Source organism: Castellaniella sp., from assembly GCF_049671645.1.
In the GTDB taxonomy this organism is placed as follows: Bacteria; Pseudomonadota; Gammaproteobacteria; order Burkholderiales; family Burkholderiaceae_B; genus Castellaniella.
In genome coordinates, this window is sequence record NZ_JBATVG010000011.1 from 25,496 (window position 1) to 49,912 (window position 24,417).

26 protein-coding genes and 2 tRNA genes are annotated in these 24,417 nt (G+C 63.8%); 12 read left to right on the top strand and 16 right to left on the bottom strand.

Going from position 1 to position 24,417, the window contains the following annotated elements:
- Positions 1-13 precede the first annotated feature (13 nt).
- Positions 14-1,345 carry a peptidoglycan DD-metalloendopeptidase family protein gene (locus WBG56_RS03245; RefSeq protein ID WP_424265204.1) on the bottom strand — a complete coding sequence of 444 codons (1,332 nt, stop codon included), beginning with the start codon at positions 1,343-1,345 and terminating at the stop codon, positions 14-16.
- A 251-nt stretch (positions 1,346-1,596) separates the two neighbouring features.
- Here WBG56_RS03245 and tyrS point away from each other — a divergent pair, with 251 nt between their 5' ends.
- The 7 genes from tyrS to WBG56_RS03280 all read left to right on the top strand — a co-directional run bounded on the left by tyrS (position 1,597) and on the right by WBG56_RS03280 (position 7,379).
- Positions 1,597-2,823 carry a tyrosine--tRNA ligase gene (gene tyrS, locus WBG56_RS03250; protein WP_424265206.1) on the top strand — a complete coding sequence of 409 codons (1,227 nt, stop codon included), beginning with the start codon at positions 1,597-1,599 and terminating at the stop codon, positions 2,821-2,823.
- A gap of 20 nt (positions 2,824-2,843) precedes the next feature.
- Positions 2,844-3,476, top strand: coding sequence for a YbhB/YbcL family Raf kinase inhibitor-like protein (locus tag WBG56_RS03255; protein ID WP_424265208.1), 633 nt, complete (start codon positions 2,844-2,846; stop codon positions 3,474-3,476).
- Between the two features lie 86 nt (positions 3,477-3,562).
- Positions 3,563-4,807 carry a serine hydroxymethyltransferase gene (gene glyA, locus WBG56_RS03260; protein WP_424265210.1) on the top strand — a complete coding sequence of 415 codons (1,245 nt, stop codon included), beginning with the start codon at positions 3,563-3,565 and terminating at the stop codon, positions 4,805-4,807.
- 36 nt (positions 4,808-4,843) lie between these two features.
- Entirely contained in the window at positions 4,844-5,311 is a 468-nt protein-coding gene (gene nrdR / locus WBG56_RS03265) for a transcriptional regulator NrdR (protein WP_424265212.1), read from the top strand.
- Complete coding sequence (gene ribD / locus WBG56_RS03270) at positions 5,298-6,470, top strand: bifunctional diaminohydroxyphosphoribosylaminopyrimidine deaminase/5-amino-6-(5-phosphoribosylamino)uracil reductase RibD (RefSeq protein ID WP_424265214.1); 1,173 nt, start codon at positions 5,298-5,300, stop codon at positions 6,468-6,470. The genes nrdR and ribD overlap by 14 nt, the downstream gene beginning before the upstream one ends.
- Before the next feature lie 69 nt (positions 6,471-6,539).
- Positions 6,540-7,178 (top strand): riboflavin synthase, encoded by a 639-nt coding sequence (locus tag WBG56_RS03275; protein ID WP_424265216.1) that lies wholly within the window; start codon positions 6,540-6,542, stop codon positions 7,176-7,178.
- Between the two features lie 110 nt (positions 7,179-7,288).
- Positions 7,289-7,379, top strand: a tRNA-Ser gene (locus tag WBG56_RS03280).
- A 109-nt stretch (positions 7,380-7,488) separates the two neighbouring features.
- On the opposite strand, the gene WBG56_RS03285 is transcribed toward WBG56_RS03280, so the two are convergent.
- The 10 genes from WBG56_RS03285 to gloB form a co-directional block, all read right to left on the bottom strand.
- Positions 7,489-7,902, bottom strand: coding sequence for a VOC family protein (locus tag WBG56_RS03285; protein WP_424265218.1), 414 nt, complete (start codon positions 7,900-7,902; stop codon positions 7,489-7,491).
- An 83-nt stretch (positions 7,903-7,985) separates the two neighbouring features.
- Positions 7,986-8,951 (bottom strand): branched-chain amino acid ABC transporter permease, encoded by a 966-nt coding sequence (locus tag WBG56_RS03290; protein ID WP_424265220.1) that lies wholly within the window; start codon positions 8,949-8,951, stop codon positions 7,986-7,988.
- Entirely contained in the window at positions 8,948-9,844 is an 897-nt protein-coding gene (locus WBG56_RS03295) for a branched-chain amino acid ABC transporter permease (RefSeq protein ID WP_424265222.1), read from the bottom strand. Before WBG56_RS03295 ends, WBG56_RS03290 begins: the two co-directional genes overlap by 4 nt.
- On the bottom strand, positions 9,841-10,575 hold the full coding sequence (locus tag WBG56_RS03300) for an ABC transporter ATP-binding protein (protein WP_424265224.1): 735 nt from the start codon (positions 10,573-10,575) through the stop codon (positions 9,841-9,843). The genes WBG56_RS03295 and WBG56_RS03300 overlap by 4 nt, the downstream gene beginning before the upstream one ends.
- A complete protein-coding gene (locus WBG56_RS03305) occupies positions 10,572-11,330 on the bottom strand; it encodes an ABC transporter ATP-binding protein (protein ID WP_424265226.1) in 759 nt (252 codons plus the stop codon). Before WBG56_RS03305 ends, WBG56_RS03300 begins: the two co-directional genes overlap by 4 nt.
- Before the next feature lie 41 nt (positions 11,331-11,371).
- Complete coding sequence (locus tag WBG56_RS03310; RefSeq protein ID WP_424265228.1) at positions 11,372-12,628, bottom strand: ABC transporter substrate-binding protein; 1,257 nt, start codon at positions 12,626-12,628, stop codon at positions 11,372-11,374.
- A 193-nt stretch (positions 12,629-12,821) separates the two neighbouring features.
- Positions 12,822-13,304, bottom strand: a complete 483-nt coding sequence (locus tag WBG56_RS03315) for a DUF4262 domain-containing protein (RefSeq protein WP_424265230.1) — start codon at positions 13,302-13,304, stop codon at positions 12,822-12,824.
- 39 nt (positions 13,305-13,343) lie between these two features.
- Complete coding sequence (gene fabI, locus WBG56_RS03320; protein WP_424265232.1) at positions 13,344-14,126, bottom strand: enoyl-ACP reductase FabI; 783 nt, start codon at positions 14,124-14,126, stop codon at positions 13,344-13,346.
- A 26-nt stretch (positions 14,127-14,152) separates the two neighbouring features.
- On the bottom strand, positions 14,153-15,532 hold the full coding sequence (locus WBG56_RS03325; protein WP_424265234.1) for a LysM peptidoglycan-binding domain-containing protein: 1,380 nt from the start codon (positions 15,530-15,532) through the stop codon (positions 14,153-14,155).
- Positions 15,533-15,539: 7 nt separating this feature from the next.
- Positions 15,540-16,349 (bottom strand): hydroxyacylglutathione hydrolase, encoded by an 810-nt coding sequence (gene gloB / locus WBG56_RS03330; protein WP_424265236.1) that lies wholly within the window; start codon positions 16,347-16,349, stop codon positions 15,540-15,542.
- Positions 16,350-16,363: 14 nt separating this feature from the next.
- On the opposite strand from gloB, the gene WBG56_RS03335 reads away from it, so the two are divergent.
- The 5 genes from WBG56_RS03335 (at position 16,364) to WBG56_RS03355 (ending at position 19,639) form a co-directional block, all read left to right on the top strand.
- Positions 16,364-17,131, top strand: a complete 768-nt coding sequence (locus tag WBG56_RS03335; protein ID WP_424265238.1) for a class I SAM-dependent methyltransferase — start codon at positions 16,364-16,366, stop codon at positions 17,129-17,131.
- A 31-nt stretch (positions 17,132-17,162) separates the two neighbouring features.
- Complete coding sequence (gene rnhA / locus WBG56_RS03340; RefSeq protein WP_424265240.1) at positions 17,163-17,615, top strand: ribonuclease HI; 453 nt, start codon at positions 17,163-17,165, stop codon at positions 17,613-17,615.
- A gap of 70 nt (positions 17,616-17,685) precedes the next feature.
- Positions 17,686-18,432, top strand: coding sequence for a DNA polymerase III subunit epsilon (gene dnaQ, locus WBG56_RS03345; RefSeq protein WP_424265242.1), 747 nt, complete (start codon positions 17,686-17,688; stop codon positions 18,430-18,432).
- A gap of 100 nt (positions 18,433-18,532) precedes the next feature.
- A tRNA-Val gene (locus WBG56_RS03350) sits at positions 18,533-18,607 on the top strand.
- A 120-nt stretch (positions 18,608-18,727) separates the two neighbouring features.
- A complete protein-coding gene (locus WBG56_RS03355; protein ID WP_424265244.1) occupies positions 18,728-19,639 on the top strand; it encodes a ZIP family metal transporter in 912 nt (303 codons plus the stop codon).
- Positions 19,640-19,694: 55 nt separating this feature from the next.
- Here WBG56_RS03355 and WBG56_RS03360 read toward each other — a convergent pair whose 3' ends face one another.
- The 5 genes from WBG56_RS03360 to WBG56_RS03380 all read right to left on the bottom strand — a co-directional run bounded on the left by WBG56_RS03360 (position 19,695) and on the right by WBG56_RS03380 (position 24,380).
- Entirely contained in the window at positions 19,695-20,420 is a 726-nt protein-coding gene (locus tag WBG56_RS03360; RefSeq protein WP_424265246.1) for an ABC transporter ATP-binding protein, read from the bottom strand.
- Complete coding sequence (locus tag WBG56_RS03365; RefSeq protein ID WP_424265248.1) at positions 20,407-21,165, bottom strand: ABC transporter ATP-binding protein; 759 nt, start codon at positions 21,163-21,165, stop codon at positions 20,407-20,409. Before WBG56_RS03365 ends, WBG56_RS03360 begins: the two co-directional genes overlap by 14 nt.
- Positions 21,162-22,106 carry a branched-chain amino acid ABC transporter permease gene (locus WBG56_RS03370; RefSeq protein WP_424265250.1) on the bottom strand — a complete coding sequence of 315 codons (945 nt, stop codon included), beginning with the start codon at positions 22,104-22,106 and terminating at the stop codon, positions 21,162-21,164. Before WBG56_RS03370 ends, WBG56_RS03365 begins: the two co-directional genes overlap by 4 nt.
- The gene (locus WBG56_RS03375; RefSeq protein WP_424265252.1) at positions 22,103-22,975 is read right to left on the bottom strand and encodes a branched-chain amino acid ABC transporter permease; all 873 of its coding nucleotides are present in this window, start codon (positions 22,973-22,975) and stop codon (positions 22,103-22,105) included. Before WBG56_RS03375 ends, WBG56_RS03370 begins: the two co-directional genes overlap by 4 nt.
- Positions 22,976-23,114: 139 nt before the next feature.
- Complete coding sequence (locus tag WBG56_RS03380; protein ID WP_424265254.1) at positions 23,115-24,380, bottom strand: ABC transporter substrate-binding protein; 1,266 nt, start codon at positions 24,378-24,380, stop codon at positions 23,115-23,117.
- Between the last annotated feature and the right edge of the window lie 37 nt (positions 24,381-24,417).

Sequence of the window (24,417 nt, forward strand, 5' to 3'; positions counted from 1 at the left end):
GGCCGTCGGTGGATCAGCGGGCGGCGATCTGGATGCGGCTGTCCTGCAGGCGAGCCAGCATGTTCATCTGCGGCTGGTAGCGCGCCACCAGCGTCTGGAAGGCCTTCTGGTCAGCGCCGTCCAGCGGGCGGGCCACCGGCAGGTCGACGGCCAGGGGGTCCACCGGCTGGTTGTTGATGCGGAATTCGTAGTGCAGGTGCGGGCCGGTGGCCCAGCCGGTCTGGCCGACGTAGCCGATCAGATCGCCCTGCTGGACATGGGCGCCCTTTTTCAGGCCCTTGGCAAAGCGGCTCTGGTGGGCGTACAGGGTGGAATACTTGCCGAAGTTCTTCAGGATGATGACATTGCCGTAGCCGTTTTGCTGGCCGATGAATTCCACCGTGCCATCCGCGGTCGCATGGATCGGCGTGCCGGACGGCGCCGCGTAATCCACGCCCTTGTGGCCGGTCCATTTTTTATGGATGGGGTGCATGCGCATGCCGAAGCGCGAGCTGATCCGGGTGAATTTGATGGCCGTGCGCAGGAAGGCGCCTTTCAGGCTGGCGCCGGAAAAATCGTAGTAGCTGCCCTGGCCCTGGGCGCCCTGGAACCAGACTGCGCTATAGGTCTTGCCCTTGTTGATGAATTCCAGGGCGCGGATGCGGCCGGCGCCGACTTCCTCGCCATCGTGCATATAGGCGTCGTAGACGATCCGGAAGCGGTCGCCCTTGCGCAGATCTTTCAGGAAGTCGATGCGGCTGCCCAGGATGTCCACCATTTCCAGGGTGATGGCGTCCGGCAGTTGAGCCTGGTCGGCCGCGCCGAACAGAGAACTGCTGATTTCGCCTTCGGCTACCCGGGTTTCCTGGACTGCGGCCACGGTGCGTTCGCGCGCGGTGAAATTTCCGTGCCCGTCGGGACGGATTTCCAGCCAGGCGGATTCAATGCCGGATTTGGCGCTGCTGCCGGGGGTGTGGGCGTAGCGCAGCCAGACCATATTGCCCTGATCGTCCAGGGCGGCCTGGACGGTGCGGCCTGGGTAGAGCTTATAGATGGATCGGGCGCTTTCCTCGTGGGTCAGGAAGGTGAGCAGGCCGTCTTCGCTGACACCCAGCCGGTGCAGCAGGTCGGAGACCGTATCGCCTCGGCGGATGCGGGTGGACGCGATATAGGGCGCGGCATTGTGCGCATCGTGGCCCATGGGGGGCAGGTCGAGCGTCTGGCGGGCCTGGAAAATCGGTTCGGGTGGCGCGGTGGGCTTGACGACGGCCAATGCGGCAGCGGTCAGAAACAAGCCCCCGGCGGCAAAGAGCAGACTGCGAGTGATATGGCGGTGGCGTTGTGTCTGGTGGGCGTCAGGCATCATGGGCGGTGATGGATTCAGTCGGTTCGGATGCGGCCGGGCCGGGGTGTCGAGTCTGGCAGGCGCGACGCATCGGAATGCGCGACAGCGGGCCTGCCGACAAATCACCTGCAACGGGGGCTCTGCTAATATGAGGCTCCGCCGTCTGCTCGGGCGTCGAATGTGTTGTACAGAAGCTGCGATGGCACGTTATGCTAGCGCATTAGTTCCGTTTTTTCGAGCCTTTTTTCAATTTTTCTGATAGATCAGTTACCATGCCGTCCCCCATTGCCTCCGACGACCCCCAGATTGCCCATGATCTGCGCGTGGCCCAGCGGGGCTGCGATGAATTGCTCGTCGCCTCTGAATTCGCCGTAAAACTGGCTCGCAGCCATGCGACCGGCACGCCGTTGCGCATCAAACTGGGGCTGGACCCCACGGCGCCGGACATCCACCTGGGGCATACGGTGGTCCTGAATAAAATGCGCCAGCTGCAGGACCTTGGGCATACGGTCATCTTCCTGATCGGCGACTTCACGGCGCAGATCGGCGACCCCAGCGGGCGCAATGCCACCCGTCCGCCGCTGACGCCCGAACAGATCCGTGAAAACGCCAAGACCTATTATGCCCAGGCCAGCCTGGTGCTGGATCCGGACCGCACGGAAATTCGCTACAACTCCGAATGGTGCGACCCGCTGGGTTCGCGCGGACTGATCCAGCTGGCCTCGCGCTATACCGTGGCCCGCATGATGGAGCGCGACGATTTCACGCGCCGGTTCAAGGGCGGGGTGCCGATCTCGGTGCATGAATTCCTGTACCCGCTGTTGCAGGGCTACGATTCCGTGGCGCTGAAGGCCGATCTGGAATTGGGCGGCACGGATCAGAAGTTCAATCTGCTGGTGGGCCGCGAATTGCAGAAGGAATATGGCCAGGAGCCGCAGTGCGTGCTGACCATGCCGTTGCTGGAAGGCACCGACGGCGTTGAAAAGATGTCCAAATCCAAGGGCAACTATATCGGCATCACCGAATCCCCCGATTCCATGTTCGGCAAGCTGATGTCGATCTCCGACACCCTGATGTGGCGCTATTTCGAATTGCTGTCGTTTCGTTCGCTGGACGACATCGCCGCCTTGCAGGCGGAGGTCACCGGCGGTCGCAATCCGCGCGACGCCAAGGTCCTGCTGGCGCAGGAAGTCGTCGATCGGTTTCATGGCGCGGGCCATGGCGCCCGGGCGCTGGATCATTTCAATGCCCAGTTCCGGGATGGCGCCATCCCCGAAAACCTGCCGGAAGTCACTGCCGGGGCGGCCCCCATGGGTATCCTGAAAGTGTTGCGGGAATCGGGCCTGGCGGCTTCCGCCTCCGAGGCTCAGCGTAATATCGAACAGGGCGGCGTGCGCGTCGACGGTGATCGCATCGAAGACAAGTCCTTGCAACTGCCGGCCGGCACGTATGTCATGCAGGTCGGCAAGCGTAAATTCGCCCGGGTCACCCTGACCTAGGCCTGTTTCCCGGAGGCTCCATGAAGCTGCACAGTGAATCTTTCCCCGATCAAGGGATCATTCCGGAACGCAACGCCTTCGCGCGCGTCGATCCGCAAACTCATGTGGCCCTGGCCGGCAACAACAGCCCGCACCTGGCCTGGTCGGAGGTCCCCGACGGCGTCCGGTCCTTCGCCGTGCTGTGCGTCGATCCCGACGTGCCCAGCAAACCCGACGACGTGAACCAGGTAGGACGTGAAGTGCCTGCGGATCTGCCGCGCTGTGATTTCTATCACTGGGTGCTGGTGGATGTCGGGGCCGAGGTCCGCAGCCTGGCCGAGGGCAGTTACGCCAGCGGCATCACGCCGCGCGGCAAGGCCGGCCCGTTGGCCCTGGATGGCACCCGCCAGGGCCTGAACGACTACACCAACTGGTTTGCGGCGGACCGCGACATGAACGGCGATTATTTCGGCTATGACGGGCCGTGTCCGCCATGGAACGATGCGCTCGTCCATCGCTATGTCGTGACCGTGTATGCGCTGGATGTGGCTGAGCTGGACGTTTCCGGGCGATTTACCGGTGCGCAGGTGTTGGCGGCCATGCAGGGACATGTGTTGGCCAAGGCGTCGATCACCGGCACCTATACGCTGAATCCGCGCCTGCATGCCTTGTGACCGGATGCTTCGCGCTAGAATGATTTGATTTGCTTGATCGCCCCCGTGGCGCCTTGATTTCCTTTCCATCGTCTTCAGGATCATTCATGTTTGACCGCACCCGTACCCTTGACAAGGCCGATCCCGCCATCTGGGCCGCCATCCAGCAGGAAAACGTTCGCCAGGAACAGCACATCGAGCTCATTGCGTCTGAAAACTATACCAGCCCGGCTGTCATGCAGGCCCAGGGCACGCAACTGACGAACAAATACGCGGAAGGCTATCCCGGCAAACGTTACTACGGCGGCTGCGAATACGTGGATATCGTCGAACAGCTGGCGATCGATCGCGTCAAGGAAATCTTCGGCGCGCAAGCCGCCAACGTGCAGCCCAATTCGGGTTCCCAGGCCAACCAGGGCGTCTACATGGCGGTCCTGAAGCCTGGCGACACGGTGCTGGGCATGAGCCTGGCTGAAGGCGGCCACCTGACCCACGGGTCCCCCGTCAACGCGTCGGGCAAACTGTACGATTTCCATTCCTATGGCCTGGACGCCAACGAAGTCCTGGACTACGACAAACTCGAAGAGCTCACCCGCACGCTGAAGCCGAAGCTGATCGTGGGGGGGGCCTCGGCGTATTCCCTGCGCATCGATTTCGAGCGCATGGCTCGCATCGCGCACGACAACGGCGCCTTGTTCATGGTGGACATCGCCCATTACGCCGGCCTGGTCGCCGGCGGCGAGTACCCCAACCCGGTGCCGCATGCCGATTTCGTCACCACAACTACGCACAAATCCCTGCGCGGGCCGCGCGGCGGCGTGATCATGATGAAAGCCGAATTCGAAAAAGCCGTCAATTCGGCCATCTTCCCGGGCATCCAGGGCGGGCCGCTGATGCACGTCATCGCCGCCAAGGCCGTCGCGTTCGGCGAGGCCCTGCAGCCCGAATTCAAGGCCTATGCCGCCCAGGTGGCTGCCAATGCCCGCGTCCTGGCCGATACGCTGGTCAAACGCGGACTGCGCATCGTCTCGGGCCGCACCGAAAGCCATCTGATGCTGGTCGATCTGCGCGCCAAGGGCATCACGGGCAAGGCTGCCGAAGCGGTCCTGGGCCAGGCTCACATCACCGTCAACAAGAACGCCATTCCCAACGACCCGGAAAAACCCTTCGTCACCAGCGGCATCCGTCTGGGGACGCCGGCCATGACCACGCGCGGCTTCAAGGAAGCCGAGGCCGAACTCACGGGCAATCTGATCGCCGACGTGCTGGACAATCCCAACGACGCCGACAACGTTGCCCGCGTGCGAGACCAGGTCAATGCCCTGACGGCGCGCCTGCCTGTCTATCGCTAATCCGGAGGCGGGCGCCCTCGGGCGCCCGATAGGCCGATGAAGTGTCCGTTCTGCAACTGTGCCGATACGCAGGTCGTGGATTCACGGGTCTCCGAGGAAGGCGACACGATCCGTCGGCGTCGCCGGTGCACTGCGTGTGATCGGCGCTTCACGACCTACGAGCGGGTCGATCTGATGATGCCCGCGGTCGTCAAGCGCAATGGCACCCGGACGGATTTCAACCCCTCCAAGCTGCGCTCCAGCATGGCGCTGGCGTTGCGCAAGCGCCCCGTCAGCGCCTCGGCGCTGGATGCCGCGGTGGTCCGCATCCAGGAACGCCTGCTGACCAGCGGCAAGCGCGAAGTCTCCTCCGGCCATGTGGGCGAGCTGGTCATGGCCGAACTGCGCCAGCTCGACCAGGTGGCGTATGTCCGTTTCGCATCCGTCTACCGTAGTTTCGAGGACATTCGCGAATTTGTGCACACCATCGATGAATTCCGGGCGCCCGACGATGAGCAGTCCTGACACGGCGTCGCAATTGACGGAAGATCACCGCTGGATGCGGCGGGCGCTGGCGGTAGCCGAACAGTCCCTGTATCTCAGCAATCCGAATCCGCGGGTCGGCTGCGTGCTGGTGCGCGATGGCCGCTGGCTGGCGGAAGGCAATACCCAGGAAGCGGGCGGGCGGCATGCCGAGGCCCAGGCCCTGTGGGTCGCGGAGCAGCAGCAACTGGACGTCCGGGGGGCGACGGCCTATGTCACCCTGGAACCCTGCAGCCATCAGGGGCGCACGCCGCCCTGCGCGGATGCGTTGATTGCCGCCGGCGTCCGCCGCGTGGTGGTCGCCTTGCAGGACCCCAATCCCCAGGTGGCGGGACGAGGGATCGAACGTCTGCGAGCCGCTGGCCTGACGGTGGATGCCGGCCTGCTGGCCGACGATGCCCTGGCGCAAAACCCCGGTTTCTGCGCCCGCATGACGCGCGGCACGCCTTGGTTGTGGCTGAAATCCGCTGCATCTTTTGATGGTCATACCGCGCTGCCGGATGGCCGCTCCCAGTGGATCACGGGCGATGCGGCGCGCGCCGACGGGCATGGCTGGCGCGCCCGGGCTTGCGTGGTGCTGACCGGCATCGGCACGGTCCTGACGGACAATCCACTGCTGGATGTCCGGGCGGTGCCGACGACCCGCCAGCCCATCCGGGCGGTGCTCGATACGCAATTCATCATCTCGGAACAAGCCCGTCTGTTCAATGGCGACCCCGTCTGGATCTTCACCGCCCGGGCCGACGCCGGAAAGGCCGCCCGGCTGGCCGGGCGCAACGTGCGTGTCATCGTGCTGCCGTTGGGCGACAATGGCGCCCTGGACTTGAATGCCTTGCTGCGCTGGCTGGGCGATCACGAGGTCAACGAAGTCCATGTCGAGGCCGGCGCCCGCTTGCAGGGCGCTCTGGTGGCGGGCGGGCACGTGGACGAATGGGTGGCGTATGTCGCCCCCAGCATTGTCGGAGCCGGCCAGGGCCTGGCGGCTTTGCCGGCGCCCGTTCCGTCGCTGGATCAGGCCTTCCGCTTCGAATACCTGGATGCGGTACAGTTGGGCGCGGATATGCGCCTGAGGCTGCGGCATGCGAGCCATTGGCAGGCTTTGCGCACGGCGTGCGGCCTGCCGGCCCGGGCCTTGGTCTGAATCGTCCGCCTCGCAAGGGCGGACCTAGGCTCCCGATTGGCACGGGAGATTTTGATGGATGGAATCGTCATGTTTACAGGAATCGTGGCGGCTGTCGGCCGCATCACCGAAGTTCGCTCCCTGGGGGATCAGGAGGACGCCGGCGTGCGGCTGCTGATCGATGCGGGCGGCCTGCCCCTGCAGGCTACCCGGTTGGGGGACTCGATCGCCATCCAGGGCGCCTGCATGACGGTAGTGGCTTTGCAGGATGCCTCGTTCGAGGTCGATGTTTCGCGCGAGAGCCTGGTGCGCACCTGCGGCCTGGATCGCGAGGGCGAAGTCAATCTGGAACATGCGCTACGGCTGGGCGACAGCCTGGATGGCCATATGGTGGCCGGCCACGTCGACGGAGTGGGGCGGGTGACGTGTTTCGACGCGGTGGGCGAATCCACTGAATTGCGCATCATCGTGCCGGCGCATTTGTCGAAATACCTGGCATACAAGGGGTCGATCACGGTCAACGGCGTCAGCCTGACCGTCAACCGTGTGGATGACCAGGAAGAAGGCACCGAAATATCCATCAACCTGATTCCGCATACGGTGCAGGTGACGACCCTGCGCAATTTGCAGGTCGGCGCATCCGTCAACCTGGAAATCGACCTGATCGCCCGCTATGTCGAACGCATGGTGGGCGCGATGGGGGTCATGCCTGCGCCCAGCCTGGCCTGATCACGCGACATCCTTTTGCGGGTCGACGGTGCCCCTCGGTCCGTGTTGACAGATTGACATTCATGCTAGAATAACGGACTTCGCTTGTCGGGTCTTCCCGCAGGCGTGCAGGACAGGTGGCCGAGCGGTTGAAGGCGCACGCCTGGAAAGCGTGTATACGTGAATAGCGTATCGGGGGTTCGAATCCCCCTCTGTCCGCCAGGACATAAGCCCTTGATTTCATTGAAATCAAGGGCTTTTTTACTGGGCCCTGGACTGGCCGCGCGACTTGTAGGCCGGGGCCGCGCGTGTCAGAAAAGCGGCGGCCTGCTCATGTCGAGTACACCTTGTCGAGATCCGCGAAGCCCTTCATTTCGATGGGGTTGCCGCTCGGATCCAGGAAGAACATGGTTGCTTGCTCGCCCGGTTCGCCTTCGAAGCGAATGCTGGGGGGAATCACAAAATCCACGTGCTGGCCGCTGAGGCGCTCGGCCAGCGCCTTCCAGTCCGGCATGGACATCACCAGTCCGAGATGAGGCATCGGCACCATGTGGGCGCCGACGCGGCCCGTATTCGTGACTTTGAACGGCTCGCCAAGATGCAGCGAAATCTGGTGGCCGAAGAAGTCGAAGTCGACCCATGTATCGGTGCTGCGGCCTTCGCGGCAACCGAGCAGCGTGCCGTAGAACTTGCGCGACGCGTCGAGATCATGGACGTGATAGGCGAGATGGAAGCTGGTCTTCATGAGAACCTCGGGTCGTTGAGGGGAACGCCGTGCACAAGCCCAGGATCAATCCTGGAACCGAGCGCCGGCGACTGCTTATTGTCTTACGAGGGCGGGTGCGGCTCAACCCGGGCCTCACGCGAAACGACCGCCTCTTCGCCGATCAGTCCGCGTGGATGGAAGATCAGGGTCAGGATCAGGACCAGGCCGATCAGGATGATCTGCGCGGCGCCGCCCTTGACCTGCAGATCCGCAGGCAGGATGGACTGGGCCAGGCTTCCGCTCAGAGTCCAGACCGCCCACATCAGCAACGCGCCCAGGATGGCGCCCTTGTTGTTGCCGCTGCCGCCGACGATCAGCATGGTCCAGATCTGGAAGGTCAGGATGGGCAGGAAGTCTTCCGGGCTGATGTAGCCGATGAAGCTGGCATACAGCGCCCCGCCCAGGCCCATGATGGCCGAACCGATGACGAAGGACTGGAGCCTGAAGGCAAAGACATTCTTGCCCAGCGACGATGCCGCGACTTCGTCTTCGCGGATGGCCTTGAGCACCCGCCCCCAGGGGGAGCGCACGATCGCCTCCAGCGCGCCATAAATCAGCGTGACGGTCAGGATCATGAAGCCCAGCATCAGGGCATTGCGTCCCAGGACCGACAGCGGGATCTGCGGCAGCAACCTGGGGATGCTGGTGGCGCCCTCGCTGCCGCCGGTCAGCGAGGATGCGTTCAGGGCGATCAGCTGGAAAATGGCCCCGATGCCGATGGTCACGATGGCTAGATAGTCCTCGTGCAGGCGTAGCGTGGGAATGCCGACAATCCAGGCGCTCAGCGCCGCCGTGGCGCCAGCTCCGGCCAGTCCGACCAGGAACGGCAGACGGAAACCGCCCAGGTGGCTTGGGTAGCCGGGGCCGCACAGAATCGCGAAGGTATAGGCGCCCACCAGGAAGAAGCCGCACACGCCGATGTTGAACAGGCCGGTATAGCCCCATTGCAGGTTCAGGCCCAGGCACACCACCGCATAGATCAGCGCCTGGATCAGGAAAAATATCAGATAGGATCCGATGCCACTCATGATCGATCTCCCAGCAGGCCTCTGGGGTAGACCAGCAGAATCAGGAACATCATCAGGAACCCGACCGCGGGCATGTAGGCCGAGCCGATCAGGGGCACCGACATCGATTCAGCCAGGCCGATGATCAAACCGCCCAGCACGGCGCCGTAAATGCTGCCGATTCCCCCCAGGATGGCGGCGGCGAACATGGGCAGGATCAGGTTGAAACCCATGTCGGGGGCGATCTGCACGGTCAGGCCGAACAATACGCCGGCCACGGCCGCGAAGCTGCCGCCCACCACCCAGGTCCATCGGATGACGCCTTGCACGTGGATGCCGGTGATGCTGGCCAGGGCGGGGTTGTCGGACACGGCGCGCATGGCTTTGCCCAGGCGGGTGTGCGACAGGAACACGTGCAGGCCGAACATCATGAGAGCGGTGACGGCCAGCACGAACATTTCGTCGGCGGTCAGGCGCAGCCCCGGCAGGACCTGGATGGCGATGGCGATGTTGCGCGAATAATATTCCGGTTGCGAGCCCCAGATGAAAATCACCAGATTGCGCAGCAGCAGGGATGCGCCGAATGAGGCGATGACCAGCGTGACCTGGATATTGCTCTTGCGCGGCATGCGAAACAGCAGCCAGTCCAGCAGCAGCGCCAGACCTGCAGTCAGCACGCCCGCCGCCAGCAGAGCGGCGATCAGGCCCCAGCCGAAGCTCAGGGGGCCGAGCGTTCCCGCGCCGCCTGCGAAGAGGCTGACGAACACCAGGGCGAAATAGGCGCCGAACGTCAGAAATTCGCCGTGCGCGAAATTGGCGAATCGCAGGATGTTGTAGGTCAACGTCAGTCCGATGGCGCCCAGGGCGAGGGTGGCGCCCAGGATGATGCCGTTCGCGGCATACTGCAGCATCATGGCGAGGCCCTCCGTATGCCCAGGTACAGTGCGCCGATCTCCGGGTTGGCCAGCAGCGACGGAGCGGCGTCATGGATGCGGTCCTGTCCCTCCGCCAGCACGTAACCCTGGTCTGAAATCGCCAGGGCGGCCTTGGCGTTCTGTTCCACCAGCAGGATCGTCACCCCCATGTCGCGGACTTCCCGCAACTTGCCAAAGACCATGCCGACCAGTTTGGGTGACAGGCCGGCCGATGGTTCGTCGAGCATGATCAGGCGGGGGGCCGCCATCAGGGCGCGCGCCACCGCCACCATCTGTCGTTCGCCGCCCGACAGGGATCCGGCGGCCTGCCGGCGCCGTTCTCCCAGCCGCGGAAACAGCTGGTACATGCGTTCGAGCCGGCGCCGGATTTCGGCGGGCTCCGGTTCGGCGTAGGCGCCCATCTCCAGGTTTTCCTCGATGCTCAGCCGGGCGAACACATTGTCGGTCTGCGGGACGTAGGCCAGCCCGTGGCGCACCATGCGGTGCGGCTGAATTCCGGTGATGTCCTCGTCAAAGAGCCGCACGCTGCCCGTCCGGATCGAGACCATCCCGGCGATCGTCTTGATCAGGGTGGATTTGCCGGCGCCATTGGGACCCAGCACGGTCACGATTTCGCCACGGCGGACCTCGATGCTGACGCCGCGCAGGATGTCCACTTCGGGGGTATAGCCGGCCACCAGGCCTTGTGCGTGCAACGCCAGTCCGCTCATGATGGCGCTCCTCCCAGATAGGCCTCCAGGACGCGGGGATCGTTGCGGACCTCGTCCGGCGTTCCTTCCATCAGCAGCTTGCCCTGGGCCATGACCAGGACCGGGTCGCACAGGGTTTCGATCAGGTCCATATTGTGTTCGATGATCAGGAAGGTCATGCCGTGTTCGTGAAGCTCGCGCAGCTTGTCCATGATGATCGCCAGCAGGCTGGGATTGACGCCCGCGCCGGGCTCGTCCAGCAGGATCAGCCGCGGGTCGGCCATGAGCACGCGAGCCAGTTCCAGCAGCTTTTGCTGCCCCCCGGACAGATTGCGCGCGTATTCTCCGGCCAGATGGTCCAGGTTGACGAAGTTCAGGATGTCCTGCGCCCGGTCGCGGCAGGCTTGTTCCTGGCGTCGGACGGCGCCGCGCCGGAACCAATTGTTCCAGAAGGATTCCCCCGCCTGGCCGGCAGGCACCATCATGGTGTTCTCAAGCACCGTCATGGCGGCGAAGGGGCGGGGAATCTGGAACGTGCGCACCAGTCCCTTGTGGAAGATGCGATGGGGCGCAAGGCCTTCGATCGCCTGTTTCTGGAAGGTGATGCGCCCCGAGGTCGGCGTGTGGAATCCTGCGATGGTGTTGAAGAGCGTGGTCTTGCCGGCCCCGTTGGGACCCACGAGTCCGGTGATGGTGTGAGCCTGCAGCGTGAAGCTCACGTCATCGATCGCGCGCAGTCCGCCGAACTCCTTGACCAGTTTTCTGACTTCCAGCATTTTCGCCACCCTTTCCAGGAGACGCAGCCGCGCAGCCGGATTTACTGGACCTTCTGGCGCAGGGCGGCGATCTGGTCGACGGTCACCATGCCGGTCGATTCGACCTTGCCGTCATGCACCGACCAGATCACCATCGGCGCATTGATGTCGCCGTACTGGTCGAACTGCAGGGGCCCGGACGCGCCGACGTACTGGATCGGCTTGTGTTCCGCGATCAGTTTGGCTGCCTTCTTGAGTTGATCGACGCCCGCATAGATCTTTTCTCCCTTGGGGTCGGTGACTTTGCGGATGCTGTCGCGGATCGCGGTGCCGGTCGCCTTGCCGGCGTATTCCATGGCCAGCCCGACGAGCACGGTGCCGTCATAGGCGTTGGTGATGTAGGCCTGGGTTGGCAGGCTGCCGAATTTTGCCTGGAATTCCTGCTTGAAGGTCGCCAGAGACGGTGTGGTGACCGATCCGGCTGCCGTACCCTGGGCGTGCGTCATGTACTGCAGGCCGACGTCATTGGCGAAATCCTGTGACTCCAGGCCGTCGGGAAACAGAAACTTCTGCGGGCCGTCGCTGGAGATCCACTCGCGTGCGATCGTCGTGCCGTCTCCCGGGTAGCCGATCAACAGCAGCGCGTCGGGGCTGGGGCTCAGAGCCTTGTCCACTTCGGAACGATAGGACGGCTGGCTGGGGTTGTAGACCACGTTTTCCGTCACCGTACCGCCCAGCTTGGTGAAGGCATGGGCGAATTCGTCGCTCAGGCCCTTGCCATAGGCATTGTTCAGGTACAGGATCGCGACCTTCTTATAGCCCGCATCCAGGGCGACCTTGGCCATGGCCACGCCTTGCAGGGCATCCGAAGGGGTTGTGCGGAACCAGTAGCCGCCGGTCTTGTTTTTCTTGCCCAGCTCGGTGAAGGTCGGGGAGGTCGATGCCGGGGAAATCAGCACGACCTTGCTGGGGGTGGTGACCGAGGTCAGGATGGCGGCGCTCACGCCGCTGGACAGGGCGCCGACAATGGCGGGGACGTGCTGCACGTCGACCAGTTTCTTGGCGGCGTCCACGCCCACAGAAGCGCTGGTCTGATCGTCCAGCAGGGAAAGGTTCAGGGTGCAGGTCTTGGGGGTCTTGGCGGCATTCAGATCGGATATGGCCAATTGCGCGCCTTTGGCGATCTGTTGTCCCAGCACACCCAACGAACCGGTGAGCGACATGACGCTGCCGACGGTGGTGGTGCAGGCAGCCTGGGCCGATCCCAGGCTGAACAGGCCGGCCAATGCAGTGCTGATGTAGAGTGCTTTTTTCAACATGACGGTACCTCCGGGTGGAAACTGGACCTGCCAACACTGTTGACTGTCTCTAGGAGGTACGGCGTTGCCAGCAGCATGGCAGGCACGTGTAATGCGTGTATTTTGGTATGAGTCCCGGCGATCGAATTAGTTCAGATTTTGATACGAAAAGATAGATGTGGGGCGGCCGCATTGTGGCGGCAGTCTTGAGCAGTCAGGGTGCCGGAGCAAGCCACAACGCCTGCTGTGGATGCTGGGCTTGGTCGTAATCCGGATCGTCCGGAAAACGGCCTGGCGCATCGGCCCAGGCGACTTGAAAGACCCGGATCGATGCGCCGAATCGGCTGCTGGCCTGGGCCACCCGTTGGGTCAGCACGAAAGGGGTCGAGACGTCTTTCAGCAGCACCGGAATCCGCACGGCGTCGCCCGGCTGCTGTCCATCGATCAGGCCGTCGTGGTGGCGGCTGTAGGCCACGACGTCGGATATCACGTCCATGGCCAGCGCATGATCCAGCGCGCCCGTGATGATCAGTTCAGCCTGCCCGGACCGAGCCAGGCCGATGGTATGAATGAACCAGGCGGCCCGGTCCATGTCGTCGTCGGCCACGACCAGGTGGGTGTAGTCGTGCCATTTCAGCTTGTCTTCCAGAAAGCCCTGCAGCTTGCTGCGGTTTCTGTCCTGTTCCGATTGCGTCACGACGGCCTGCCTGGTCCTGGTTGCTGACAGGCTGAATTATCAGTCCATCCCCGGCACGGTGTTGGAGAACCCGCAGTCCACGTGCAGGATTTCCCCGGTGATGCCGGCGGCCAGATCCGACAGCAGGAAGGATGCGGCGTTGCCGACGTCTTCGATCGTGACGTTGCGGCCCAGCGGCGACTGGGATTCCACGTACTTCAGCATATTGGAAAAGTCGCGGATGCCGCTGGCGGCCAGGGTCTTGATCGGGCCCGCGGAAATGCCGTTGGCGCGCAGGCCTTTCTTGCCCAGGGATTTGGCCAGGTAGCGCACACTGGCTTCCAGGGATGCCTTGGCCAGGCCCATCATGTTGTAGTTGGGGATGGCCTTTTCGGCGCCCAGGTAGGTCAGGGTCAGCACGGATCCGTTGCGGCCTTCCAGCAGGGGCAGCGCGGCCTTGGCCAGCGCCGGGAAGCTGTAGGCGGAAATATCATGGGCCACGCGGAAGTTTTCACGCGTCATGCCGTCCAGGAAGTCGCCTTCCAGGGCGTCCCGGGGGGCGAAGCCGATCGAATGCACCAAGCCGTCCAGGCCGTCCCAGCGTTCACGCAGGGATGCGAATGCGGCCTCGATCTGGGCGTCGTCGCCCACATCGCAAGGGATGACGATGTCGCTGCCCAGGTCCTTGGCGAAACCGCGCACGCGCTCTTCGAATCGTTCGCCCACATAGGTCAGGGCCAGTTCGGCGCCCTGGGCGCGACAGGCATGCGCGATGCCGTAGGCGATGGATCGATTCGAGAGCACCCCGGTGATCAGGATGCGTTTGCCGTTCAGAAAACCCATGATGTGTTGGTCCTATGGATGAATTTTTAGCTTTGCACATCCGTGCCGGGCACGCGCAGGCGCTGGCCGGTGGACAGGGATGAGCTCTTCAGGTTGTTCAGTTTGCGCAGGGCGTCCACCGAGGTGTTGTAGCGGCGGGCCAGGGAATACAAGGTATCGCCCTTGCGGATGGTGTGAGTGCGGATGCTGGGGGCGGCGTTGAGGCGGGCAGTGCGGGCGGGCGGGGTCGTCCGGACCTGGCGCAGGGATGGCTTGTCCGCGTCGGGGTCGTAGGACGCCAGCCGGATGCCGCCGTCTTCCGCGCCGGGCGCTGCGGGAATCAGCAGGGTGGCGACCTTGGCCTGCGTTTGCCGCGATCCCAGGTTGTTGGCCTGGCGAAGCTGGTCCAGGGTGATGCCGTAGGATTTGGCGATGGCGGCCAGCGACTGGCCGCGTTTCGGATGCATGACCTGCCATGATGACAGCCGGCCGGTATAGGTTTCGAGATTGCTGTTGAAGACGGCGACCTTGTCCAGTGGCAGGTGCAGGGCAGGGTTGTGCGCCGCCAGCATCACGGGCCGGTTGTAGGCAGGGTTCAGGGCGCGGAAGTCATCGATGGGCATTTCGGCCAGGGCTGCAGCCACGGCGATGTCCATGTCGCGCGATTTATGGACGGTCGTGAAGTAGGGGCTGTTGCTGACCTGGGGCAGGGTGATGCCGTATTTTTCAGGGCGGGCGATGATGTTCTTGATGGCCTGCAGCTTGGGGACGTAGTTGCGCGTTTCGTCGGGCATGTCCAGCTGGGTGTAGATCGGCAGTTTGTCGTTGCTGACGGCTTTGTCCATGGCGCGCTTGACCGCGCCTTCGCCCCAGTTGTAAGACGCCAGGGCCAGGTACCAATCGCCCTGGAAGTCGTACAGGTAGCTCAGGTAGTCCAGGGCTGCCTGGGTGGATGCGACCGGGTCGCGGCGCTGGTCGCGCCACCAGTCCTGCTGCAGCTTGTAGTGCAGGCCGGTGCTGGGGATGAACTGCCACAGCCCCGAGGCCTGGGAACGCGACAGGGCGTTGGGATCGTAGGCGGATTCGACGAAGGGCAGCAGGGCCAGTTCGGTAGGCAGGCCGCGGCGATTCAATTCATCGACGATGTAATACAGGTATTTCCCCGCCCGCTGGCTCATGAGCAGGACCGACTGGGGGTGCGCCGCGTAGTAGTCGGTCCAGTAATCGACCCGTTCGCCGTGCAGGTTGGGGATGGAAAATCCGCGCCGGACACGGTCCCACATATCGCGAGGGGGGTGGGTCAGGTCGACCGTGCGGGATGTGTCTTCTGCCACGTAGGCCTGGCGCTGATCGGTGGGAGTCCGGTGGGTGGCGCAGCCCGCCAGCAGGACCAGGATCAGCGGCAGTATCAGTCGCAGGATTTTCATGAGCGGATCATTTGAAATTGTTCTTCCATTCGCGCAGACCTGCAAAAACCGCCTGGGGCGTGTTCAGTGGTGTGGCGGCGTGTTGGCTGGCCGCAGCCCGGACATCCGGGTGGCCGGTGCGCAGAAACGGGTTTGTCTGCAGTTCCAGGCCCAGCCGTGACGGCACGGTTGGCAGACCCTGGGCGCGCAGTCGCGCCGTATCCTGGGCACGCGCCTGCAATGCCGCGTTGGTCGGTTCGACCTGCAGGGCCCAGCGGATATTGGCCGCCGTATATTCGTGCGCACAGCACACCAGGGTATCCGGAGGCAAAGATCCGATTTTACCCAAGGAATCGTACATTTGTGCAGGGGTGCCTTCGAACAGCCGTCCGCACCCCGCCGCGAACAGCGTATCGCCGCAGAATACGGCGATCTGCCCGGCGTCCAGGCGCCCTGCGTAGGCAATGTGCCCGGCTGTGTGCCCGGGGATGTCCAGGATCTGGAATTGAAGCCCTGTGCCGGGCAGATCGACGATATCGCCTTCTTCCAGGGGCACATCGCGCACGGGGATGTTTTCGTGACGCGGCCCGTAGACGCGGGCACCGGTTCGCTGGTGTAATGCCTGCACGCCGCCGACATGGTCGTGATGATGGTGCGTGATCAGGATGGCTTCCAGGATCAGCCCTTGCGCCAACCGGTCCAGGACCGGATCGGCATCGCCGGGGTCCACGACGATGGCATGGCCGTTTTTCTGTACCATCCAGATGTAATTGTCCGACAGGGCGGGGATGGGTGTCAGCGCAGCCGGCGCATCCGGGGTTGGGGCGATGAAATTCATGATGGGGAGTCAGGGTGGCACCGCAACGCGCAATGCCGATTGAATTGGCGGAATGGCTGGAAACCCCGGTCGGGCAGTATGTGCGCGCCTGGGAGCAGCAGCAGGTCGACGCCATGGTCGGCAACGCGTTTGGCTATCATGCCATACAAATCGGCCTGCCGCACTGGGATCTGCTGCAAGCCAATCGTATCCCGCACAAAGTCTGGGCGCATAGCCCCAGCGCCCCGTTCGGCACCCGGGCCGGGCGCCTGATCTGCGAGCCTGAACAGCTCCCCTTCGATACCCAGAGCGTCGATTTGATGGTCATGCCGCACACCCTGGAATGGTGCGCCGATCCGCATCAGGTCCTGCGCGAGGTCGAGCGGGTCCTGATGCCCGAAGGGCGGGTCGTGATGACCGGCTTCAATCCCTACAGTTTATGGGGGCTGCGGGAATCGTTGCCGGGGCTTGCCTTGCAGTTGCCGATCCCCGTGCCGTCCCAGGTGTCTCCCTCGCGCTTGAAAGACTGGTTCAAGCTGTTATCCTTCGAGCTCGATCGGGGGCGCTTTGGCTGCTACGTGCCTTTGTGCGCGTCATCGGCCTGGCTGCAGCGCTGGCATTTCATGGAGCATGCCGGCGACCGCTGGTGGCCTGCGGGCGGGGCCGTCTATGCGATCGCCGCCGTCAAGCGCGTGTCCAGCATGCGGCTGGTGGGGCCGGCCTGGCGCAAAGGCCGCCGTCGTCGCGTGCGGCGCGGCGCCGTCGCCCCCGTGGCCAACCAGATCGATGACCCGGCCGGCTGATCGGGTCGGAAACTCTTCAAACGGGAAATAGATGGCGGAACCACATGTGGATATCTGGACGGATGGGGCCTGCAAGGGCAATCCGGGGCCGGGGGGCTGGGGCGCCCTGCTGCGCCAGGGGGCGCACGAAAAGACCTTGCATGGCGGCGAGGCGCTGACGACCAACAATCGCATGGAACTGATGGCTGTCATCCAGGCGCTGCGCGCGCTCAAGCGCCGCTGCGTGATCACGGTGCACACGGATTCCGTCTATGTGCAAAAAGGCATGACGCAGTGGTTGCCCAACTGGAAGCAGAGAGGTTGGCGCACTGCCGATAAGAAACCGGTGAAGAACGCCGACCTCTGGCAGGATCTGGACGCCCTGGCCGGGCAGCATGAACTACACTGGCGCTGGGTCAAAGGCCATGCGGGCGACCCCGGCAACGAACGCGCCGACGCCTTGGCCAATCAGGGTGTGGAAGAACTGGCCCGGGCTGCTGGATGACCCGCGCGTGATCGTTCGCCGGGCATGACCGCGCCCGATATTCCTGAATCTCTTGAACCATTCCCTTGCTATGCGCCAAATCGTCCTGGATACCGAAACCACCGGCCTGGAGCCCGAACAGGGTCATCGAGTGGTGGAACTGGCCTGCGTGGAGATCGTCAACCGCCAGGTGACGGACCATCACCTGCATCTGTACCTGAATCCGGATCGCGACAGCGACCCTGACGCCCTGCGCATCCATGGCCTGACCACGGAGTTCCTGTCCGGTCACCCGCGATTCCCGGAAATCGCCCAACAGCTGGTTGATTTCGTGCGCGATGCCGAGGTCATCATCCACAACGCCGCGTTCGACGTGAAATTCCTGAACTCGGAGCTGAAGCGGGCCGGCCTGCCGCTGTTCACCGATCTGTGCGGCAAGGTCACCGATTCCCTGGTGGTGGCCCGCGAGATGTTCCCCGGCAAGCGCAACAATCTGGATGCGCTGTGCGATCGGTTCGGGATATCCAACGCCCACCGTACCTTGCACGGCGCCCTGCTGGACTCGGAATTGCTGGGTGAGGTCTGGCTGGCCATGACGCGCGGCCAGAACTCCCTGTTGGGAGGGGGCGACGAGGCGGACAGCAAGGCCGGGGCAGACGCCGTGAGGGCGATGGATCGCTTCGATGCGTCCGGCTTGCCCGTCATCCAGGTCAGCGCCCGGGACGAGCAGGCCCACGAAGCCTACCTGGACGGCCTGGATAAGGCGGCAGGCGGCCGCAGCCTATGGCGAGAACTGGAATCGCCCGCCGCAGAGGAAAAGGAATCCGCAGCCGGGTGATTTTCCGTCGCCGGCAAGTTTGGCGGAATTCATGTACAATTGCGGTCTTTCCAATCGGCTGTCCTGGCGTTTTCTGCGCTGATTCCGACAGCGTCCGATTGGGCGGTTAGCTCAGTGGTAGAGCACTGCCTTCACACGGCAGGGGTCACAAGTTCGAACCTTGTACCGCCCACCATTTCTGCATCAATCCCCATCCATCGCCTTGTTTCAGCCCCCGTCGGGCCGGTGCGTTCGTGCGTCGATTCGGTGCGGTATCGTAGAGCGTCATGAGCGTGTTTGTCCCGGGGGGAAATGGATGACGGTTTCAATACTGAATTCCTGGCGTCGCCAGTTTCTGGAACACCGGGTGCCTGCCGTGGGCCTGCTGGTGGCGCTGCTGGCGGTGGCCTGGTTGCTGCTCGACAGCGGGATGGAGTCCTTTTCCGGCAACAACCGCGGCTACCTGGGCTATGCGGTGCTGGGCGGCCTGGCGGGTTTCGGGGCCACGGCGCTGGGGGCTCTGGGCGCGCTGGTGCTGCGCCGGGTCGAGACGCGCGCCCAGGACTGCATGTTGGGTTTCGCCGCCGGCATGATGCTGGCGGCGGCTTCGTTCTCGCTGATCCTGCCGGGGCTGGATGCGGCCCGCGACCTGCTGGGCAGCGGCACGGGGGCGGCCCTCACCGTCGTGGTGGGGCTGGCCCTGGGGGTGCTGCTGATGCTGGGGCTGGATTACTTCACGCCCCATGTCCACGAAGGCGCCGGCCCGCATGGGCCGGCGGTCGAGCGGATCAGCGGCGTCTGGCTCTTCGTGCTGGCCATCATTCTGCATAATCTGCCCGAAGGCATGGCGATCGGAGTCGGTTTTGCGCAGGGCGATCTGACGGTGGGCCTGCCGCTGACCACGGCGATCGCCATCCAGGATATTCCGGAAGGCCTGGCCGTGGCATTGGCCCTGCGGGCGATCGGCCTGAGCATGGGGCGTTCGGTCGGGGTGGCGGTCGCCTCGGGGCTGATGGAGCCCCTGGGCGCGTTGGTCGGGGTCGGGATGGCCAGCGGCCTGCCGATCGCCTATCCCGTCAGCCTGGGGATCGCCGCCGGCGCCATGATCTTCGTGGTGTCCCACGAAGTCATTCCCGAAACCCACCGCAATGGGCACCAGACGGCGGCCACCGTAGGCCTGATGGCGGGGTTCGCCGTGATGATGTTCCTGGATACGGCTATGGGCTGAGGCAGCCGGGGTTATGCCGCCAGTGGTTGGCGGCCAGGGGTTTCTGGCCGATGCCTCAATCGTCCGGGAAATCCCATTTCTGGGCGCTGGCCCCTGCCAGTTCCTGCACGCGTTGCTCGTCCTGGCCGAATTCGGCGGCGGATCCTGTGTGGGTGATCTGCCCTCTGTCCAGCACATATGCCCGGTCCGCCACTTCGATGGCGGCCCGGACATTCTGCTCGATCAGCAGCACGGAGGTGCCTGCGTTGCGGGCGGCGACGATGACATCGAACACGTTCTTGACGATCAGGGGCGCCAGGCCTTGGGACGGTTCGTCCAGCAGCAGCAGCCGGGGGTTGAGCAGCAGCACCCGGGCGATGGACAGCATTTCCTGTTCGCCGCCCGAGAGCTGCTTGCCTTTGTGGTGCTTGCGTTCCTCCAGCCGGGGAAACAGCTGGTAGATGCGCGGGATGTTCCAGTGGCCGGGGCGGTCCATCGGAACCTTCAGGTTTTCGTCCACCGTCAGGTTGGCGAAGACGCGGCGTCCCTCGGGGACCAGACCGACGCCCAGCCGGGCGATGCGAAACGGCGCCAGATGCGTGGCTTCGGTGCCGAAGACCCGGATGTGGCCGTCGCGCGCGGGCGTCAGGCCCATGATGCTGCGCAGTGTCGTGGATTTGCCGGCCCCGTTGCGCCCCAGCAGGGTGACGAGCTCGCCCTCATGGACCTCCAGGTCGATCCCGTGCAGGATATGGCTCTTGTCGTAGTACGTATGCAATTGCTGAATTTCAAGCGCCTTCACGTTTTTCCCCCAGATAGGCCACTTGCACTTTCTCGCTGGCCGCGATTTCGTCGGGTGTGCCCACTTCCAGCACCTCGCCTTCCGTCAGCACCGTGATGCGGTCCGCCAGGTTGAAAATGACCCGCATGTCGTGTTCCACCAGGACGATGGTGAGTTTTTGCGTGCGATGCAGCTTGCGGATCAGGGCGGCGGTGTCGTAGGTTTCCTGGCTGCCCATGCCCGCAGCCGGCTCGTCCAGCAGCAGGAGCTTGGGCTTCAGGGCCAGCGCCATCATGATCTCGGTGGATCGCTGATCGCCGTGCGACAGTTCGCCGACGTGGCGGTCGGCATTGGCCGTCAGCCCGCCGGTGTCCAGCAGTTCGTCCACCAGCGCGTCGGTCTGCGCGGTCTGCCTGCGGGTGGAGAACAGCTTCAGCCGCAGTCCCTGCGTGACCTCGACCGCGATGCGCAGATTGTCGCGCACGGTCAGCTCAGGGAAAATTTCGGTGATCTGGAAAGTACGCGCCATCCCCAGGCCGACCCGAGTGTGCGGAGGGTGGTTGGTGACGTCGCCGCCGTCGAAGACGATGCGCCCGCTGGTGGGGCGGTAAAACCCGCTGATCATGTTGAAGAACGTGGTTTTCCCGGCGCCGTTGGGGCCGATGATCGCGTGCAGTTCGCCTTCTTCGACGTTCAGCGATACCTGGTTGACCGCCGTCAGTTCGCCGAAGCGCTGGGTGACTTTATTGACTTCGAGCAAGCTCATGATGTTTTTCTCTGCAACAGCCCGACGATGCCGCGGGGAATGAATAGCACGACCAGGACGAAGATCAGCCCGATGAAGAACATCCAGCTGTCGGTGATGCTGGACAGATAATCCTGCAGCACCACGAAGATGGCGGCCCCCAGCAGTGGCCCCCAGAAAGAGCGCATGCCGCCGATCACCGCCATCAGCACGAAGTCGCCGGACTGGGTCCAGTGCAGGTTGTGGGGGCTGACGAAATTGTTCAGCATGCCGTACAGGGACCCGGCCACCGCCACGAAGGCGCAGGAAAGGGTGTACGCCAGCCACAGGTGCCGATTGACCGGGATGCCCAGGAACCTTGCCCGCCGCTCGTTTTCGCGCATGGACAGCAGGGTGCGGCCAAAGGGCGAGCGCAGGAGAATGGCCATCAGCGCAGCGCAGATGGCGAAGACCACCAGGGACGTGTAATAGAACACCAGGCTGGAGGACAGGTCGATCTGCGTGAAGCCCAGGTCGATGGGCTGCCGATGAAAGGTCAGGCCGTTGTCGCCGCCGGTGACCGAGTTCCAGCGAAAGGCGATGAAATAGAACACCTGGCCGAAGGCGATGGTGGCCAGCGCGAAGTAGATGCCGCGCAGCTTGGCCAGCAGGTAGCCGATGATGGCGCCGCCCAGCGCCCCCGTCAGGATGCCGACGAGAAAGCCGATGGGCGTGCTGGGCACGAGGTATTTGATGACCAGCCCGGTGCCGTAGGCGCTTAGCCCGAAATATGCGGCATGCCCGAAGGCCATGACGCCGGAATGCCCGACCAGCAGATTGGTGGACATCGCCGCCAGGCCGATGATGAGCACACGGGAAGCCAGATCGGTGTAGCCGCCGACGCTCCCGATCCAGGTAGGCAATGTCAGGAGGATGGCCCAGACGATGATCAGACTGATCGATTTGCTGAGGGTATTGTTCACAGTTTGGTCCCGCCTTCTTCACCGAACAGGCCATGCGGCCGGATCAATAGCACTAGCGCCATCATGACGTAGATGGTGGCCTCGGACGCCGAGGGATAGAACACGGTGACGACCCCGGCGGCGACCCCGATCAGCAGCCCGCCGAACAGGGTCCCGATCAGGCTGCCCAGCCCGCCGACGATGACGGCGACGAAACTGGGCATGATCAACTGGTCGCCGATGGTGGGGGTCAGCCCCAGCATGCCGGCCGCCAGCACGCCCGCCAGGCCGGCAAAGAAAATGCCCAGGCCGAAATTCAGGTTGCGCAGGATGCGCACGTCCACGCCCAGGGCCGATACCATTTCCAGGTCCAGCGTGCCGGCGCGGATGCGCATGCCAAGGCGCGTCTTTTTGAGGATGAGGAACAGGATGACGACGGCGATGGCCACCAGGGCCACCATGAACACGCGATAGCCGGTCAGGAAGAAGAGCGTGGGGCTGAGCGAGGATTGCAGCACGGCCGGGACCTGGATGGGCAGACCCTGGGCGCCCCAGATATAGCGCACGGAATCCTGCAGCACGTAGGCCAGGCCGAAAGTCAGCAGCAAGCTGTAGAGAGGGTCGCGGGCATACAGGGGGCGGATCAGCACGCGTTCCACGAGGATGCCGATCAGGGCTGTCAGGAAGGGCGACACGATCAGGGCGCCCCAGAAGCCCAGGTAGGGCTGCAGGGTATAGGCGATGTAGGCGCCCAAGGCCAGGAATCCGCCGTGGGCGAAATTGATGACGTTGGTCAGGTTGATGATCAGCGACAGGCCCAGCGCCATCAGGGCGTAGAACGCGCCGATGACCAGTCCGTTGAAGATGTTGAAAAGGACCAGTTGGGTCACGTGGCGTCTCCGTTTAACAAAGTGGTCCCCCTGCGGGTGCGGGTACCCAGTGCTTGGTATTGCCAGGGAAAATCATCGGACGGCCCCGATGCCCGGGGCGTCTGGCGGGGTCGTCCGATGTCCAGCGCATGCGTCTGGATCAGGCCGGCCAGGTCATCTTGCACCCGGTCTCCTCGACGGTAGGTGCGATCGTTTTGCTTTCGATGACTTCGTCGATCTTGAACAGGTCGTCGGCGCCGGCGTCGCCTTTTTCCTGCGCATGGCCGGCCCACAGCGTGCCGATGAGCAGGTGCTGATCGGCGCGGAATGTGGCCGGATGAGGCTGCAGGGCGACTTCCGGCGGAAGCGTCAGGCCGTTGAGCGCGCGGGCCATTTTCACGGCTTCCAGTGATTTGGCGGTATTGGCGGCCAGTGCGCAGGCGTGGATGGCCGTATGGCCGAACCAGGTGCGAGCGGTGGGGACGCGCCCCGTTTTTTTCATGATGGCGTTGGTGAATTCCTTGACGTGGGGTACGCCCGGTTGATTCCAGTACCATTCAATGACCCAGTTGCCGATGCGGGCGGTGGGCGGCAGGGCTTCCAGGGTTTCCAGCTCGATGTTGGCCCCCGCGATGTGGAAGCGTTTGTCCAGGCCGAACTGCACGGCCTGCTTGAGCACGTTGGTCTGGTCCTCGCCGTTTTGCAGGATCACGATGACGTCGGGGTTGGCCGCCTGCGCCTTGATCAGGTAGGACGAGTATTCGGTGGTGCCCAGGGGGATCAGGTCCGCCCCCAGGTTGGTGGCGCCCAGCTTCTTCAAGTTGACCTTGTAGGCGTCGAGCAGGCCGTGACCGAAGGCGTAATCCGGCACCAGGAAATAGAATTTCTTGCCGAAGCGGTTGACCAGGGACGGTGCGATGGCATTGACCAATAGCGTGGTGGAAGGATCGACCTGATACACGTTCCAGTGACATTGGCTGCCCGTGATGGGGTCGGCGTGCCCGCCGGGATCCATCATGAATACGCCTTTTTCATAAGCGACGGCGGACATGGCGATGGTCAGGCCGGAATTGACGTTGCCGACCAGGAAGTCGACCTTGTCCTTGTCGATGAGTTTGCGGGCCTTCTGGACGGCGACCCCCGCGTCGCCGCTGGTGGAGTCTTCGACGATCAGCTTGGCCGGCCGGCCAAGGATGCCGCCTTTGGCGTTGATTTCTTCGACGGCAAGTTCCATGCCATGGAGTTCGTTGCGGCCGGTGATGGCGTAGGTGCCGGTGAGTGGGTTGTCGACCCCCAGCTTCACGGGCTGTTCGCCTTGCGCCAGGATGATCTGCGGGGATGCCATGGCAGCGATGCCTGCTGCTCCGGCGGCCTTCAGCAAGGTGCGGCGGCTGACTGCCCCGCTGTTGCTGTGATTGTCGTTCATGTGAATCCTCCTCTGGTACGTCGGGTGGACGTGCGTC

Coding starts and splice junctions, on each gene's coding strand:
- WBG56_RS03245 (WP_424265204.1), bottom strand. CDS start 1,345: ATGATGCCTGACGCCCACCAGACACAACGCCACCGCCATATCACTCGC.
- tyrS (WP_424265206.1), top strand. CDS start 1,597: ATGCCGTCCCCCATTGCCTCCGACGACCCCCAGATTGCCCATGATCTG.
- WBG56_RS03255 (WP_424265208.1), top strand. CDS start 2,844: ATGAAGCTGCACAGTGAATCTTTCCCCGATCAAGGGATCATTCCGGAA.
- glyA (WP_424265210.1), top strand. CDS start 3,563: ATGTTTGACCGCACCCGTACCCTTGACAAGGCCGATCCCGCCATCTGG.
- nrdR (WP_424265212.1), top strand. CDS start 4,844: ATGAAGTGTCCGTTCTGCAACTGTGCCGATACGCAGGTCGTGGATTCA.
- ribD (WP_424265214.1), top strand. CDS start 5,298: ATGAGCAGTCCTGACACGGCGTCGCAATTGACGGAAGATCACCGCTGG.
- WBG56_RS03275 (WP_424265216.1), top strand. CDS start 6,540: ATGTTTACAGGAATCGTGGCGGCTGTCGGCCGCATCACCGAAGTTCGC.
- WBG56_RS03285 (WP_424265218.1), bottom strand. CDS start 7,902: ATGAAGACCAGCTTCCATCTCGCCTATCACGTCCATGATCTCGACGCG.
- WBG56_RS03290 (WP_424265220.1), bottom strand. CDS start 8,951: ATGAGTGGCATCGGATCCTATCTGATATTTTTCCTGATCCAGGCGCTG.
- WBG56_RS03295 (WP_424265222.1), bottom strand. CDS start 9,844: ATGATGCTGCAGTATGCCGCGAACGGCATCATCCTGGGCGCCACCCTC.
- WBG56_RS03300 (WP_424265224.1), bottom strand. CDS start 10,575: ATGAGCGGACTGGCGTTGCACGCACAAGGCCTGGTGGCCGGCTATACC.
- WBG56_RS03305 (WP_424265226.1), bottom strand. CDS start 11,330: ATGCTGGAAGTCAGAAAACTGGTCAAGGAGTTCGGCGGACTGCGCGCG.
- WBG56_RS03310 (WP_424265228.1), bottom strand. CDS start 12,628: ATGTTGAAAAAAGCACTCTACATCAGCACTGCATTGGCCGGCCTGTTC.
- fabI (WP_424265232.1), bottom strand. CDS start 14,126: ATGGGTTTTCTGAACGGCAAACGCATCCTGATCACCGGGGTGCTCTCG.
- WBG56_RS03325 (WP_424265234.1), bottom strand. CDS start 15,532: ATGAAAATCCTGCGACTGATACTGCCGCTGATCCTGGTCCTGCTGGCG.
- gloB (WP_424265236.1), bottom strand. CDS start 16,349: ATGAATTTCATCGCCCCAACCCCGGATGCGCCGGCTGCGCTGACACCC.
- rnhA (WP_424265240.1), top strand. CDS start 17,163: ATGGCGGAACCACATGTGGATATCTGGACGGATGGGGCCTGCAAGGGC.
- dnaQ (WP_424265242.1), top strand. CDS start 17,686: ATGCGCCAAATCGTCCTGGATACCGAAACCACCGGCCTGGAGCCCGAA.
- WBG56_RS03355 (WP_424265244.1), top strand. CDS start 18,728: ATGACGGTTTCAATACTGAATTCCTGGCGTCGCCAGTTTCTGGAACAC.
- WBG56_RS03365 (WP_424265248.1), bottom strand. CDS start 21,165: ATGAGCTTGCTCGAAGTCAATAAAGTCACCCAGCGCTTCGGCGAACTG.
- WBG56_RS03380 (WP_424265254.1), bottom strand. CDS start 24,380: ATGAACGACAATCACAGCAACAGCGGGGCAGTCAGCCGCCGCACCTTG.